The following is a 13,419-nucleotide window of genomic DNA, read 5'->3' on the forward strand; positions in this document are numbered from 1 at the left end:
ATGTTATCTCAGGAGCCCCGCATGATATTAGCCCAGCTTGGCCGTTTACCCCTACCACCCGCCCCCTCTAACGTGGTGCGTAAACTGCCAGCCCTGGCTGCCCGCAGTGCTTCACTGGTGCCCTTTCGCCTGCAGAAGGCGGTGATTGCACGGGTGCTGCAGCAGGTTTTCCACGAAGCACTGGAAGATGGGGATTTCGAATTTCTTGAAGGGCATTGCGTACGTGTCACCATCAACGACGCCCAGCTAAGCTGGTACCTTGGCTTCGAACAGGGTGAATTGTTGATCCAGCAAATGGCCGACGCCGACGCCAGCATCAGCGGCGACCTGCGTGAGTTCCTGCTCCTGGCCAGCCGCAAAGAGGATCCCGACACCCTGTTCTTCCAGCGTCGCTTGCTGATCGAGGGCAATACCGAAATCGGGCTAGAGATGAAAAACGTCATGGACAGTATCGATCTGGATTCACTACCCCGCTACCTGCGCAGCGCGCTGGATAACGCCACCCGCCTCGTCTGCCACATGCAAGGGGAGTAGTGCCTCAGGCAACGGCTCGCTGACAGCAAAACGAAAGGCTACACCGAACAGAAAATAGCCAATCGTTCTTAATAGCTCAACACTCAAGGGTCTACAATGGATGTAGGCTCCCCCATAAAGAAGGAATCTACCTATGGATTACAGAGCAGGCGAAGGCGATCGGACCTGGTTCAGAAGCGAAAGGTTTCTGTGCATGAACGGAAACTGGTTCTTTATCACCCGCGAAGGGTCGCAAGAGGGACCCTATAACTCACAAGTCGAAGCCGAGAGGGATCTCTGTATCTATATCCGCCACCAGAACGATGACATGCTCCATTCCGGCGCCGCCCCCACGGGCTAACTATCGTCCCAGCTCGGGCCCATAGCGCTGCTCACAGCGGCAGCGATAGAGGCCAATCGCTACCAAGCACACTCTAGCCGCCGGTCATATTCATAAAGCGAACGATCTCAACATCCCCTTCAGCGCTAAAAAAGTGCCGCTCGGGTTTTTGCGTCATCGCCTCGTGCAGGGTCTCTTTCAAACGATCGATGTCGCCCGGATAACCTCGTACCACGGCACGAAGGTCCACCGAATGCTCGTTCCCCAGACAGAGCAGCAGGCGCCCCTCGGAAGTCACCCGCACCCGATTACAGTCGCCACAGAAGTTGTGGCTATGGGGGGAGATAAATCCAATCCGGGTGTCGTGATCGGCAAAATGGTAATAACGTGAAGGGCCACCACTGTTTTCGGTACTGGCCACCAACTCATAGCGTGCGCTAATCAGCTCACGCACCTCTTCGCTTGTGCACAGGGTTTCTCCCCGGTGGTGTTCATCGATATCGCCCAGAGGCATCTCTTCGATGAAGCTGATGTCGACCCCCTGCTCACGGGCGAAGGTCACCAACGCCAGCACCTGATCGTCATTGCGTCCCTTCATAATGACCGCATTGAGCTTAATGCGAGGAAAACCGGCTTCTCGCGCGGCCTGAATTCCCTCCAGCACCCGATCCAGCTTACCGGTGCGCGTCAACAGGGTGAACTGCTCGGCATCGAGGGTGTCGAGACTGATATTTACGCTCTTGAGACCCGCCTCACGGAGGTCTTTGGCCAGCCGGGGCAGTTGCGAGCCATTAGTGGTCATTGCCAGGTTTGTTATACCCGGCAGGGCACCCAGGTCACGCACAAGGTGCAACAGGTTATTTCGCACCAGAGGCTCGCCGCCGGTCAGGCGAATCTTGTTAACCCCGAGTTCGCTGAAGGCCCGACCGATCAGTGCCATCTCTTCGAGGGTCAGCACCTGCTCACGAGGCAGAAAGGTCATCTCCTCGCTCATGCAGTAGACACAGCGGAAGTCGCAGCGGTCGGTCACCGACAGGCGTACATAGGTGACCTGGCGGCCAAAGGAATCTATTAGTCTGTTCGCACTCATGATACTTCCCGGCGGTCAGTTTTAAGGCGGTTGCGCGATCGGCTTTATAATTGCGTCCATTCGACGAGACGCGAAGCCCTTAACAATAGCACGGCACCACTCTGTATGCCCTTAGCATAACGAATAAGACTACTCTGCCCCGTGACGCTCATCAACTCCTGTACCGGCTCGGTCCGGATACGGGTTCAGTGTATGTAGCCATTGGCAGCGTCTCGCAATCTGTGTGACCATAGGGCGCTTTAAATTCGCGGAACCCGCATGATGGATAGCGTTACCCCCTATTACCGGCTGCTGAAAGGACATCATCTGTTCGCCGGTTTCGACGATGATGAGTTGCAGAAGCTGCTGAGCGAATGTCACCTGAAAAAGCTGGTGCGCGATGAATGGCTGTTTCGCCAAACCGATCCGGCCCCCGCTTTTTACTTTGTGGTCGACGGCTCGATCAAACTATTTCGCACCACCCGCGACGGTAACGAAAAGATCCTTGAGGTGATCAACAGCCACGAGACCTTCGCCGAGGCGATCATGTTCTCCGGTCAATCCAACTACCCGGTCAATGCCCAGGCGCTGAAGGCATCGAGCGTGCTGGCCATCCCCTGCCCAAACTATATCGAATGCATTACCCGTCATCCGCAGCACGCGTTGGCCCTAGCGGCGCGCCTCAGTCAGCGCCTGCACTCGCTGGTGAATGAGATTGAGACCCTGAGCCTGAAAAACGCTACCCACCGGGTCGTTCGCTTTCTGATCAACAGCATCACCGACAACCTGAGCCGAGAGCCCGTGATCGAACTCGAGATCCCCAAGCGCCTGGTCGCCTCGCGCCTGTCGATCCAGCCGGAAACCTTTTCTCGCATCCTGCACCACCTGGCCGATGAGAAGATCATTCGCATCAAGGGCAAATTGATCACCATACTGGAGCTGGAGCAACTGCTGCACTACGAGTAAAAACAGCCCGACAACTTGACGCTCATCAAGGGCGGCCAGCTTTTGATGCTCTATAGTGCCCCCAATACCCGACTAGAGAGCTTGGTTATGTCCCTACACAGCATTCAACCCCCCAGTACCCCCAGCGGCTTCGCCCTGTTTGAGCTGGGTTTTCGCCCCTTCTTTCTACTGGCGGGATGGCTAGGGGTCCTACTGGTGGGCATCTGGGGCGCAGTGTACGCCAACCTGATTAGTCTCAATACCTACTACGGGATGATCGGCTGGCATAGCCACGAGATGCTGTTCGGGTACACCCCGGCGGTAATCGGCGGTTTCCTGCTCACTGCGGTGCGCAACTGGACCGGTGTCGCCACCATCCGCGGACCGCTTCTCGCCGGGCTTGCGCTGGTTTGGCTCGGCGGACGCCTGTTACCATTGATTCCCGCAGCACCCCATTGGCTGGTCGCAGCGGTGGATCTCGCCTTCCTCCCCTGCCTGATCATTTCGCTGGTGCCGCCACTGCTCCACGGCAAAGCGAAAAACTGGATGTTTGTGGTCATTCTCGGGGTAATGGCCGCCGCCAACACGCTGGTGCACCTACAATTGCTGGGGGTGGGCACCGGCGGACACAGTGGCGCTTACCTGATGAGTCACCTGATCCTGCTGATCATCAGTGTCATGGGCGGACGGGTGATCCCCTTCTTTACCGAGGTCGGCGTACGTCCGGTACAGATCCAGGTGCGGCGACGGGATTGGGTCGACCGGACCGCTATCGGTCTGGTGGTGGCACTGGCCGCCGCCCAAACCCTGGCACCCTACTCCCCGCTCACCCCGATTCTGGCGCTGCTGGCCGCCATCGCCCACGGCATTCGACTGGCGGGATGGTACCACCCTCTGATTTGGAACTACCCGCTGCTATGGATCCTCCACCTTGCCTATCTGTGGCTGGTCATCGGCTTGGCGCTTATCCCGCTGGCATCGCTGGGTATCGTGTCACCCTTCGTCGCCCTGCACGCGTTCACCACCGGTTGCATCGGCGGCATCACGCTCGGCATGATGGCCCGCGTGGCGCTAGGGCACAGCGGGCGCCCGTTGGCCGTGCACCCCGCCATCACGGTCGCCTTCGTAGCCATCATGTTGTGCGCCCTGGTACGGGTGGTCGGACCGATCCTGCTGCCTGGAAATCCGCAGTTAATCAGCTTCTCAGCACTGCTGTGGGTGGTCGCCTTTGGCCTGTTCAGCCTGATCTACACCCCGATCCTGATTCGGCCTCGGGTTGACGGTCGTCCGGGATAACGGGATACGCCCTCTACTCGGGAGGCGCAAAGCTGGCAAATAGCTCCGCACCTGTCATCTCCTCAGTGATGTTGGAGAAGTGATAATAGGCCGGTTTTTCGTCGATAAAGACCTGCTGTTCGAACACCAGCCCCTCATCATTTTCAAACAGGCCAACCGGAACCATATACTGGTTGGCCTGTTTCAGGTAATAAAACAGATGACTCCCACAACAGCGGCAAAAGCCCCGCTGCGCCCATTCTGAAGAGTCATAACGTGCAATCTGGTCACCCCCCTCAAAGCGGATCTCCGACCCGCAATCGACCTCCATAAAGGGCCCTCCCCCCCCACCGACGACACATAGTGCAATGGCACGCCCCGACACGCGACTCCATCTTTGCCGCCCTGAAACTCACCGCCCCGCACAGACAGTGTCCTGTACCCTCTTGGGTTAGCGTCATCGGCCACCTCCTTTGGTTCCATTGTGTAGTTGTTGGTAAAACCCTGGCTCATCGCGGATACCGACCCGGTTACCATCCGGGTCAAGGATATCGATAGTGCGCCCCCAGGTGTGGGTCGTGATCTGCGCGCTAATGCCAAAGTGCACCACCCGTTCCAGCGCCGCCCCCATATCGGAGACGTTGAAACGCAGCTTGGTCGGGTTTTCAGCGATCGATTTCCCCCTCGATTTGGCCACCCCCTCGGTTTCGATCATCAGGTAGCTATCGCCGAGGCTAAGGCAGCAGAGGCTGAAATCCCCTTCAGCCAGCTCAAACATAAGCGGCAGCTCGAACAGTTGGCGATAGAAACCCACACACTCATCAAAGTGCTCGACATTGAGGATGATTCCAGTTCGCTCTACCTGCATCGAGTCTCCTGCCCACGATAGGCCTACTTCATCGGGATAATATGGTCAAAAGCGTAGCAGATCGCCAACTGTGGTACAGTGCGCCCCCTAATTATCTACCGATAGCAACGAGGCGCAATGACACCCTGGATCCATCTCGGTACCGCTCAGATCCCCAACGACGGCGGAGAGCTTAAGCTCTCCCAGCGTGGAAAGGAGTTTTCCATTCGCCTGTCCGGTGTACGCGGCGAGTTGATGAACAGCCGTGTACACGGGTCGGAGGAATCCCTGTCCGAGCTGGGCTGCGCGCACTTGACCTCGACCGCCAACGCTCGGGTGTTGGTTGGCGGGCTGGGCATGGGTTTCACTCTCGCCGCCGCCCTTCAGGCGGTGCTGGAATCGGCACAGGTCACCGTCGCCGAACTGATACCCGAGGTAGTGGAGTGGAATCGGGGGCCCTTGGGCGAATGCGCCGGACGCCCACTTGATGACCCGCGCACCCAGGTGCACCAGGGCGATGTGGCGGCCCTGTTTACCCCTCGCGAAGAGATCTTCGACGCCATCTTGCTCGACGTTGATAACGGTCCCGAAGGCCTGACCCACAGCGACAACAGCGGCCTCTACAGCCAACAAGGACTGGCAACCATTTTCGACAGCTTACACCCCGAGGGGATGCTGGCCGTCTGGTCCGCCGGGCCCGACTCGATGTTTACGATCCGCCTGAAAAAAGCGGGCTTTAAGGTGACCATCCGCACGGTACGCGCCCGTCCTGGCAAAGGTAGCCGGCACACCATCTTCCTGGCACAGAAACCCTGGCGATCCAGCGGATCCTGAACAGCGGCTCCCCTCTCACCAAAGGTACATACTCACCTTTGCACCCATGACCTCGAGTTCAAACACCTGCTGGCAAGCACGCCCGGCAACACCGTAGCAAACATGCAGCGGCAGCAGGTGCTCCTCTCGGGGATGGCAATAGCGGGCCGCTGGTGCCCGGCTCCAGTTGTGCAGACGCTGCTCCCGCTCATTTTCATCCATACCGGTGTTGGCGCAGGTGTCGACCAGCCACTGTTCGAAAGATTCGTTCATCCCCTGGTCGCCTGCGCTCGGCCCATTGAAAAGAGCCCCCATATTATGGAATGACATCCCCGAGCCAATGATCCACAACCCTTCATGCTCCAGTGCAGACAGAGCCCGCCCCAACGCTATGTGCTGGGCGGGATCGAGGCTATTGAGCAGCGACAGCTGAACGCAGGGAACATCCCCATCGGGGTACATGATCTTTAACGGCACGAAAACGCCGTGGTCAAACCCGCGCTGGTCATCAAGCCTCGCCTCAACCCCCTGCGCGCTTAACAGCGAGCAAATTCTGTCCGCCAGGGCCGGGTTTCCGGGGGCTGGATACTGAACACTATAGGCTTGCTTTGGAAAGCCATAGTAGTCATAAATAAGCGGCGGATTGGCGCCTTGTGTAAGGGTGGCTGTAGGCTCCTCCCAATGGGCACTGATGACCAAAATTGCAGAGGGTCGCTCTGTGCTGGAGGCAATCTGTTCCAGGCAGGCAACCAGCTCCCCGTGCCCCTGATCGGCTAACAGTGGCATCGGCCCCCCTCCGTGGGCAAGGTACAAAACACGAGGTCCTGCTACATTATTAACGCTGTTCACGGTGATCATCCTTTGCTTGGGGGACTTGAAGAAACGAAGGGTACGGCTCGCCCCGGTTACACCGAATCCTTCAACACTGCGTCCCGATTCAAACCCGATCGGAAGGAGAAGATGGCTGCAACAAGAGTAACACTTCAGAAGCCCTTTTGAATTTAGCAGAGGCTAGACTCAGGGCATTTAATTGCCCGCAGATATTTATACCCAAGCGGCTTTTGCTTATCATGCACTCCTTTGAACGGGATACCTCGGTGCAGACACAACAAACGGTCGCCATTGTAGGTGCCGGACCCGCAGGGTTAATGGCCGCCGAAGTGATTCGCGCCGCAGGGCACCGGGTAGAGGTATACGACGCCAAGCCCAGCGCATGCCGCAAGTTCCTGTTGGCCGGTATCGGCGGCATGAACATCACCCACTCCGAACCCTACCCCCAGTTTATCCAGCGCTACTACGAAAAAGCCCAGTGGCTGGACCGAGCCCTGAGTCAGTTTGACGCCGATGCACTTCGCCAGTGGGTGCACGAGCTGGGGATCGACACCTTTGTCGGGAGCTCGGGTCGCGTCTTCCCGCTGGAGATGAAGGCCGCCCCCCTACTCCGTAGCTGGTTAAAGCGTTTACGGGAATCGGGGGTCAACTTTCATATGAAACACCGCTTGGTGGGCATGGACAAACAGGTACTGGAGTTTGAGCACGCCGGCGCCAGGGTCAGTGTCGAAGCCGATGCGATCGTGCTGGCCATGGGCGGGGCCAGCTGGCCAAGATTGGGGTCCGATGGTGCATGGCAATCCATGCTATCGGCGGCCGGGGTTATCACCCACCCCTTGCAAAGCGCCAACTGCGGATTTCTATGCCAGTGGAGCGTGCATCTTCAACAACGCCATGCCGGCAGCCCACTCAAAAATATCGCCTTCCACTTCACTACGACCGAAGGCGTAGAGGTTGCGCGCAAGGGAGAGTGCATCCTCAGCCATTACGGCATGGAGGGCAGCTTAATCTACGGCTTCTCCAAATACCTGCGCGACGCGATTAACCAGTTGGGGCACGCCCGGCTGCAGATCGATTTGCTGCCAAGCTTCACCGCTGCCCAGCTGATTAAAAAACTGCTGATCAGAAAAAAGAAGGAGTCGTTCAGTAAGTATCTAAAGCGCAGTACCGGTTTAAGTGGTGTGAAAGCCGCACTGCTGTATGAGTGCTTCGATAAGCAGCAGTTGCAAACCCCACAACAGATAGCGGCCTGCATCAAGGCGGTGCCGATAACCTTCACCGAACCCAGCCCCATAGAGAAAGCCATATCCAGTGCCGGCGGCGTTTGTGAAAGCAGTGTCGATCAGCGGCTAATGCTCAATGCGCTACCCGGCGTGTTCTGCGCCGGAGAGATGCTGGATTGGGAAGCACCTACCGGCGGCTACCTGTTGACGGCCTGTTTTGCTACTGGACGCCTAGCGGGACAGGGCGTGTGTCACTATATGAAGGCCTCGTCAGCCCTACCGACCTGATCGTAAACCGATGCCAGGGGTTTGGCGCAGAGCACTGACCCTATATAGGCGCCTTTAAGCCCGCCACCACCAGCCGCGAATCCGTTCCCTGGCACCCACCTTGTAACGAATGGCGCTGCTGCCTTGCAATCACCCCTCCCGGTGCAGCGCGCAGACTTTGTTACCGGAAGGGTCACGCAGATAAGCAAGATAAAGCTTGCCCGCCGCACCCTCACGAACCCCGGGAGGTTCTTCACAGGCGGTGCCGCCACTGGCCAGCCCCGCCGCGTGCCACGCATCCGCCGCGTCCCCATCTGCTGCAGCAAAGCCAATGGTGCCGCCATTCCCGTGGCTGGCAGGCTGGCCATCGATGGGTTTGGTGATGGCAAACACGCCGCTTTCGGTGAAATAGAAGCAGCGCCCTTTATCGTCCATTACACCCGGCTTGCAGCCCAGGGCTCCCAGGCTTGCATCGTAAAACGCCTTCGACGCCTCAATATCATTTGCCCCAACCATAATATGACTGAACACTATTACTCTCCCAGAACATGAAAATGAAAACCCGACACTTGTTATCCCAGAAACAGAAGAGTAGCGCCATCGTCATTCGCTAAACGGTACCGCGCCTATCATCGATAGTGATGAACGAGAGCCCACCGCGTGCAATGCGCCACTACAACCGGTAGCGCAATGACGGTTGCATGGCCCGCTGGCGGCGGCGCTTCGATCAACATCCACGTCTGAATGCCTGCACTTACAGCGTTGCAGTTAAAATCACCAGGTCCCGGCAGCGGATACCGTTTTCATAAATAGGCGGGCTGTATGACGCAAAAAAATCGGTTCGAACCCCGGATATTCGAAAACCTGTTTTTTGATACAACGCGAGTTGGCCAAGACTGGAGTTTCCAGTACCGACGCTAATGGAGTTGGCACCCAACGATTTTGCCCTGGCTTTTATGGCTGCGATCAATTGTCGAGCGATGCCCTTGCGCTGCTGATCGGCTATGACCGCAATGTTCTTCAACTCATACTCTTCACCGTTACAGGTAAGAACCGCTACACCCACCTTACGGTGCTGGGCATAGGCCACCAGCAGCGCGGCGTTCGGCAGATAGCCCTCAATCGCCGAGCGCTTGGGGTCAGCAAGTAGCAACAGGTGCCAAAGGCCCTCATCAACAGGCCCGGAATAGGACTCTATTTTTACCGGCACCCTAACCACTCAGTTGGCCGATAGCGGCCTGGCAACGTTCATAAGGCGCATCTCCAACCCCTATCTCTGTTCCGGCTTTATGTTGCCCAGCGAGCGGGAGAAGCTCTTGATCTCCTCTTCGCTATACCGGGTGTGCACCCTCACCGTTGAAGCAGGATGGTGGGACAGGCTCACCCCCGCTCGCCACTCAATTACAGGGCGAACAGGCCTTGGGGCAAATCCTCCCCCACAATTAGGACATGCGTTTTGCAGCAGATTCTCAACACAGTCGCTGCAGAATGTGCATTCATAGCTACAGATGAAAGCGTCGGTAGAGTCCGGGGGAAGGTCTTTATCACAGCGTTCACAATTTGGGCGCAACTCTAGCATTCAAAGGTACTCCAGTCAGATTCAACAGCAAAGGTTGCTAACCGGCCGGCTAGCACACAACCTATTGCAGCGGCCTAATCGCCTGAGCGTATTGGTCGTTACAGGTGTTTGGGAGCGAACAATGTAGCCTGCTGCTATGAATTAGCCCAACAGACGCCTTAAAGGTGATTATTGCTCATGTTTTCAACCTCTCGACCAGCACAATAGGAGCTGACCACCCCCATTATCCAGCTGACCATATAGAGCATAGCTGGAACATCCAGCGCCTGCCCATTACTGGCAGAAAGGCTCGATACCGCCTCCCTGAGGCTGACGCCATCGAGTGCAATATCACCACGTTGAATCCTGACTGCGATCTCTTGCGCCATATCGATCGAAGCCGACAGTAAAAAGTAGAGCGACAGCATTGCCACGGCGACCAACAGGGAGCCATGGGTATATCGCTTCAGCAAAAGATGTCCCGCCCCGGGAAATACCAGGGCCGATAATAACGCTGCCTGTATTGGTTTTCTCATTCAATACACCTGCACCAAGACCCATGACTTGCCGCTGATTAGCCCAGCTCTGCGCCGGCTTTTGTGACGTTCTCCGGACGAGCGCCGCGACTAGGTACCAGGCGCGCGCATCTCATCATGCTTTAACCCCTTACGGGCTAGCCATTGGTACGCCTCCGGCAAGCTATCACAAAACTCTATCTCAACATTGGTTAATACCTGGTGCGCCCTCCCTAGAATCTCTTTTTGTATCGACAAAGGGCAGATAACCACTTCGTATTTCTGGTTATTGTCATTGGCAAAAATATTCACGTCGTCTACGATTTCCCAAACATCCGGGGTGGTAAGCTGCCAGAACGTCAGGTCAATAATACGGGCCCAGGGATTCGATTTTACGGCCTGAATATGGTCCCTATACTCGGAGCACCACCTTTTGGTGGTTTCGAGGTTCCACGCGCCAAACACCTTAAGGGTGATGATCTGGTCGTAAACACCCATTTCATAGGTTCCGTGCTCTCTCATAGCGTCCTCTGCCAACGTCTCCGTAGCTCGGAGTAATACCCGGTAGCGGTTTTCAAGCCCCTCCATCACTCGAGAGTGAGGTAACAGGGTCGTACACTGTTAAGCGGTGCCTATACCTGTGTTGAAATATCCATCACCAGTTTTCCGATGTGCTGCTTATTTCAAACAGCTGTTGCGCCTCGACAACCTGGGTGAAGGCAAAGGTGTTGGCGAAGACCGCCCCTTCGCCTTACTTACTGTCTGCGCGGCTCACAAATTTACGCTCTTCAACACTGACCTTTATTTTGTCACCCACCGCGATGTACTCAGGCACCTGTACCGATACACCGGTCGATAGCAGAGCAGGTTTGGTTCTCGAGGTTGCAGAGCCGCCCTTGATCGATGGATCCGTCTCAACCACGTCGAGTTCCACGTTCATCGGCAGGTCGAGTGCCACGGGGAGGTCGTTTACAATCACCACATGAATGCCGTTTGTGGCCTCATCGATGAAAAGCATCTGATCGGCGATCGCCTCCTTATTCAGGCTGTACGGGGTGTAATCCTCCGAATCCATAAAGACGCATTCATCACCGTCCATGTACGAAAACATCGCCTGCTTGCGGATAAGATCTGCAAAATTCAGAAGGTCGGAATCCTTGAAGGTCTCGTCGATTTTGTTCTGAGTGACTACATCATACATCCGCATACGGTAGAGGCTACCACCCGCCCGCCCCTGGGGAACAGAGCGCTCGATATCCCTTACGATATAGGTTTTGCCATTGTAGTCGATCGCTGCGTTCTTCTTGATTTCACTCGCCTTGGGCATTGTTTATTCCTGACTTTGATAGTTATGAAAATATTAATATTTCTGCCGACCTGATGATACAAGAGATTTGTCGTAGAACAGATCAGACCCTATTTTTTGCCGTGACTATTGGCTGCTGGGAAAGGTAGGGCATGACAGGACGATTGAGGGTTTGGCATTGCGTTAATCCGCAACTCCCTGTGCAAAGCAAAACCATCCCGGCGGGTGCCGACAACTCCACCAACCTCTTAACCGGCGAGCATCGGATCAAAGCGTCGATCAGGCCCATCAGGGGTGAGGCAGGAGGCCGGTTAGGTGGGCCTGCCGGGGATTCTTAAGGGAGCGGCAGCGCGCCCCCTTAAGGCACCTGTCGGGGTGCATCCCGACACACGCCTTGTCCACAGGCAAAAACCATCGCGCCAAAGGCGCTCCTGCACAGCCTGATTTCAAACCCGGTAGCGATTGGATACCCACCTACGCGGGTATGACGGCGAGGTGCGGGCATGACAGGAAGGTGCGAGGATGACGGCGAGGTATGGGTATGGCGAAAAGCCCCCCATAGACAGGCAGTGCCATACAACAAACAAAAAAGACTACGCTTCGGGACTATCGCCGCGCTCTTCGCTATTAGTTGCGGCAACAGGCTCGTCGGCTTCCCCCTGACTCTCATCTACCCCGCCCCAAACTGCGTCCCGCTTGGTACGAATACCGGCCTTGGCCAGAATTTCAAGGTAGAACGATTCCAGCTGCTGCTCGGCCACCTGATCGATGCTCTTATTGATCTGGGAAACATGGATCTCGGCCGCCTCGGCTTCGGTGGTGCCAAAGCGGCAATCGAAATCCCAGAAATCGACCCCTTTGGGCAGCGCCTTGTTGCGCTCGCGCTTAAGGTATTTTTTTACCTCGTGCTTGACCGCCTCGACGAGTCGTGGATATTTGATGGTATCGTGGGTAAGGGTGAATGTCTTTTTCATGGTAAACCTGGGCGCTGGATAAGAAGGGGACCCGGCTCTGGCCGGGGGGGTGCGCTAGTCTACTGGGTTTCACCGCTGCTGGCGACCACCACAAGCGATGCGGGCGACGTTGCAGTCCCCCGTCTTTTAATCTTCGCCGAAAAACAGCTCCGCCAGTTTGTCGCCCGGCTCGGCCGCACGCATAAAGGCCTCACCGACAAGGAAGCCATATACCCGATGGTCGATCATCGACTCTACATCGGCGCGACTGTGAATACCGCTCTCGGTGACGACGATACGATCATCGCCGATGGCGTCGAGCAGGCGATAGGTGTTATCGAGACTCACCTCAAAGCTGTGCAGGTCGCGGTTGTTGATGCCGATCAGCCGGTTACCCAGGGGCAGCGCCCGCTTCAGCTCCGCCTCATTGTGAACCTCAACCAACACATCGAGCCCCTGCTCCAGCGCCACCTCATTGAGAGAGGCCATGGAGGCATCGTCGAGGGCGGCGGCGATCAACAAAATACAGTCGGCACCCAGCGCCCGCGCTTCAACCACCTGATAGGGGTCGATCATAAAATCCTTACGGATTACCGGCAGCGAACAGGCGCCGCGGGCCTGCTGCAAATAGGCATCGGAGCCCTGAAAAAAGTCGATGTCAGTAAGTACTGACAAGCACGCGGCACCACCGCGTTCATAGCTTGCTGCGATCTCGGCCGGTTGAAAATCAGCACGGATCACCCCCTTACTGGGGGACGCTTTTTTGATCTCGGCGATCACCGCCGCTTCACGACGCTGCACCCGTTGGGCCAGGGCGTCGACAAAGCCCCGCACCGGGTCCGCCGCCTGCGCCAACTCCTGCACGCGCTCGATGGGTTGCCGGGCACGGCGCGCGGCGACCTCTTCGGCCTTACGGTCGAGAATTTTGCGTAAAATAGTGGGGGTACTGCTGTTGCTCATTACC

At 56.7% G+C, this 13,419-nt stretch carries 18 protein-coding genes; 6 read left to right on the forward strand and 12 right to left on the reverse strand.

What is annotated here, in order from left to right; all coding sequences use genetic code 11:
- Positions 1–21: 21 nt before the first annotated feature.
- Both ubiT and ACP3PW_RS00395 read left to right on the forward strand, forming a co-directional pair.
- Positions 22–534 (forward strand): ubiquinone anaerobic biosynthesis accessory factor UbiT, encoded by a 513-nt coding sequence (ubiT, locus tag ACP3PW_RS00390; protein WP_426414675.1) that lies wholly within the window; start codon positions 22–24, stop codon positions 532–534.
- A 133-nt stretch (positions 535–667) separates the two neighbouring features.
- Positions 668–874, forward strand: coding sequence for a DUF6316 family protein (locus tag ACP3PW_RS00395; protein WP_426414676.1), 207 nt, complete (start codon positions 668–670; stop codon positions 872–874).
- Positions 875–947: 73 nt separating this feature from the next.
- Here the strand turns inward: ACP3PW_RS00395 and moaA are convergent, their stop codons facing one another.
- Positions 948–1,943, reverse strand: coding sequence for a GTP 3',8-cyclase MoaA (gene moaA / locus ACP3PW_RS00400; protein ID WP_426414677.1), 996 nt, complete (start codon positions 1,941–1,943; stop codon positions 948–950).
- 258 nt (positions 1,944–2,201) lie between these two features.
- Between moaA and ACP3PW_RS00405 the strand changes: the two genes are divergently transcribed.
- Positions 2,202–2,888 (forward strand): Crp/Fnr family transcriptional regulator, encoded by a 687-nt coding sequence (locus ACP3PW_RS00405; RefSeq protein WP_426414678.1) that lies wholly within the window; start codon positions 2,202–2,204, stop codon positions 2,886–2,888.
- Between the two features lie 87 nt (positions 2,889–2,975).
- Positions 2,976–4,163 carry an NnrS family protein gene (locus ACP3PW_RS00410; protein WP_426414679.1) on the forward strand — a complete coding sequence of 396 codons (1,188 nt, stop codon included), beginning with the start codon at positions 2,976–2,978 and terminating at the stop codon, positions 4,161–4,163.
- Between the two features lie 13 nt (positions 4,164–4,176).
- On the opposite strand, the gene ACP3PW_RS00415 is transcribed toward ACP3PW_RS00410, so the two are convergent.
- Together ACP3PW_RS00415 and ACP3PW_RS00420 are read right to left on the reverse strand one after the other, a co-directional pair.
- Complete coding sequence (locus ACP3PW_RS00415; protein WP_426414680.1) at positions 4,177–4,473, reverse strand: GFA family protein; 297 nt, start codon at positions 4,471–4,473, stop codon at positions 4,177–4,179.
- A 126-nt stretch (positions 4,474–4,599) separates the two neighbouring features.
- Positions 4,600–5,010 carry a VOC family protein gene (locus tag ACP3PW_RS00420; protein ID WP_426414681.1) on the reverse strand — a complete coding sequence of 137 codons (411 nt, stop codon included), beginning with the start codon at positions 5,008–5,010 and terminating at the stop codon, positions 4,600–4,602.
- 117 nt (positions 5,011–5,127) lie between these two features.
- On the opposite strand from ACP3PW_RS00420, the gene ACP3PW_RS00425 reads away from it, so the two are divergent.
- Positions 5,128–5,823: a spermidine synthase gene (locus ACP3PW_RS00425; RefSeq protein ID WP_426414682.1), complete on the forward strand. Its 696-nt coding sequence runs from the start codon at positions 5,128–5,130 to the stop codon at positions 5,821–5,823.
- Between the two features lie 15 nt (positions 5,824–5,838).
- Here ACP3PW_RS00425 and ACP3PW_RS00430 read toward each other — a convergent pair whose 3' ends face one another.
- Complete coding sequence (locus ACP3PW_RS00430) at positions 5,839–6,588, reverse strand: DODA-type extradiol aromatic ring-opening family dioxygenase (protein WP_426414683.1); 750 nt, start codon at positions 6,586–6,588, stop codon at positions 5,839–5,841.
- Positions 6,589–6,899: 311 nt separating this feature from the next.
- Between ACP3PW_RS00430 and ACP3PW_RS00435 the strand changes: the two genes are divergently transcribed.
- Positions 6,900–8,144 carry a TIGR03862 family flavoprotein gene (locus tag ACP3PW_RS00435; RefSeq protein ID WP_426414684.1) on the forward strand — a complete coding sequence of 415 codons (1,245 nt, stop codon included), beginning with the start codon at positions 6,900–6,902 and terminating at the stop codon, positions 8,142–8,144.
- A gap of 129 nt (positions 8,145–8,273) precedes the next feature.
- Here ACP3PW_RS00435 and ACP3PW_RS00440 read toward each other — a convergent pair whose 3' ends face one another.
- The 8 genes from ACP3PW_RS00440 to trpC form a co-directional block, all read right to left on the reverse strand.
- The gene (locus ACP3PW_RS00440) at positions 8,274–8,654 is read right to left on the reverse strand and encodes a VOC family protein (RefSeq protein ID WP_426414685.1); all 381 of its coding nucleotides are present in this window, start codon (positions 8,652–8,654) and stop codon (positions 8,274–8,276) included.
- A gap of 223 nt (positions 8,655–8,877) precedes the next feature.
- Positions 8,878–9,333: a GNAT family N-acetyltransferase gene (locus ACP3PW_RS00445; protein ID WP_426414686.1), complete on the reverse strand. Its 456-nt coding sequence runs from the start codon at positions 9,331–9,333 to the stop codon at positions 8,878–8,880.
- A 60-nt stretch (positions 9,334–9,393) separates the two neighbouring features.
- A complete protein-coding gene (locus ACP3PW_RS00450) occupies positions 9,394–9,702 on the reverse strand; it encodes a DUF1272 domain-containing protein (protein WP_426414687.1) in 309 nt (102 codons plus the stop codon).
- A 158-nt stretch (positions 9,703–9,860) separates the two neighbouring features.
- Positions 9,861–10,217 (reverse strand): DUF6677 family protein, encoded by a 357-nt coding sequence (locus tag ACP3PW_RS00455; RefSeq protein WP_426414688.1) that lies wholly within the window; start codon positions 10,215–10,217, stop codon positions 9,861–9,863.
- A 90-nt stretch (positions 10,218–10,307) separates the two neighbouring features.
- Positions 10,308–10,718 carry a hypothetical protein gene (locus tag ACP3PW_RS00460; protein WP_426414689.1) on the reverse strand — a complete coding sequence of 137 codons (411 nt, stop codon included), beginning with the start codon at positions 10,716–10,718 and terminating at the stop codon, positions 10,308–10,310.
- A gap of 229 nt (positions 10,719–10,947) precedes the next feature.
- Positions 10,948–11,523: an elongation factor P-like protein EfpL gene (gene efpL, locus ACP3PW_RS00465; RefSeq protein ID WP_426414690.1), complete on the reverse strand. Its 576-nt coding sequence runs from the start codon at positions 11,521–11,523 to the stop codon at positions 10,948–10,950.
- Between the two features lie 572 nt (positions 11,524–12,095).
- Positions 12,096–12,476, reverse strand: coding sequence for a DUF6172 family protein (locus tag ACP3PW_RS00470; protein ID WP_426414691.1), 381 nt, complete (start codon positions 12,474–12,476; stop codon positions 12,096–12,098).
- 126 nt (positions 12,477–12,602) lie between these two features.
- Entirely contained in the window at positions 12,603–13,415 is an 813-nt protein-coding gene (gene trpC, locus ACP3PW_RS00475) for an indole-3-glycerol phosphate synthase TrpC (RefSeq protein WP_426414692.1), read from the reverse strand.
- Positions 13,416–13,419 lie beyond the last annotated feature (4 nt).

The organism is Aestuariirhabdus sp. LZHN29, assembly GCF_049985285.1.
GTDB lineage: Bacteria > Pseudomonadota > Gammaproteobacteria > Pseudomonadales > Aestuariirhabdaceae > Aestuariirhabdus.

Excerpts from the sequence above, each read along its gene's own strand:
- ubiT (WP_426414675.1), top strand. The coding sequence starts at position 22 with ATGATATTAGCCCAGCTTGGCCGTTTACCCCTACCACCCGCCCCCTCT.
- ACP3PW_RS00395 (WP_426414676.1), top strand. The coding sequence starts at position 668 with ATGGATTACAGAGCAGGCGAAGGCGATCGGACCTGGTTCAGAAGCGAA.
- moaA (WP_426414677.1), bottom strand. The coding sequence starts at position 1,943 with ATGAGTGCGAACAGACTAATAGATTCCTTTGGCCGCCAGGTCACCTAT.
- ACP3PW_RS00405 (WP_426414678.1), top strand. The coding sequence starts at position 2,202 with ATGATGGATAGCGTTACCCCCTATTACCGGCTGCTGAAAGGACATCAT.
- ACP3PW_RS00410 (WP_426414679.1), top strand. The coding sequence starts at position 2,976 with ATGTCCCTACACAGCATTCAACCCCCCAGTACCCCCAGCGGCTTCGCC.
- ACP3PW_RS00415 (WP_426414680.1), bottom strand. The coding sequence starts at position 4,473 with ATGGAGGTCGATTGCGGGTCGGAGATCCGCTTTGAGGGGGGTGACCAG.
- ACP3PW_RS00420 (WP_426414681.1), bottom strand. The coding sequence starts at position 5,010 with ATGCAGGTAGAGCGAACTGGAATCATCCTCAATGTCGAGCACTTTGAT.
- ACP3PW_RS00425 (WP_426414682.1), top strand. The coding sequence starts at position 5,128 with ATGACACCCTGGATCCATCTCGGTACCGCTCAGATCCCCAACGACGGC.
- ACP3PW_RS00430 (WP_426414683.1), bottom strand. The coding sequence starts at position 6,588 with ATGCCACTGTTAGCCGATCAGGGGCACGGGGAGCTGGTTGCCTGCCTG.
- ACP3PW_RS00450 (WP_426414687.1), bottom strand. The coding sequence starts at position 9,702 with ATGCTAGAGTTGCGCCCAAATTGTGAACGCTGTGATAAAGACCTTCCC.
- ACP3PW_RS00455 (WP_426414688.1), bottom strand. The coding sequence starts at position 10,217 with ATGAGAAAACCAATACAGGCAGCGTTATTATCGGCCCTGGTATTTCCC.
- ACP3PW_RS00460 (WP_426414689.1), bottom strand. The coding sequence starts at position 10,718 with ATGAGAGAGCACGGAACCTATGAAATGGGTGTTTACGACCAGATCATC.
- efpL (WP_426414690.1), bottom strand. The coding sequence starts at position 11,523 with ATGCCCAAGGCGAGTGAAATCAAGAAGAACGCAGCGATCGACTACAAT.
- ACP3PW_RS00470 (WP_426414691.1), bottom strand. The coding sequence starts at position 12,476 with ATGAAAAAGACATTCACCCTTACCCACGATACCATCAAATATCCACGA.
- trpC (WP_426414692.1), bottom strand. The coding sequence starts at position 13,415 with ATGAGCAACAGCAGTACCCCCACTATTTTACGCAAAATTCTCGACCGT.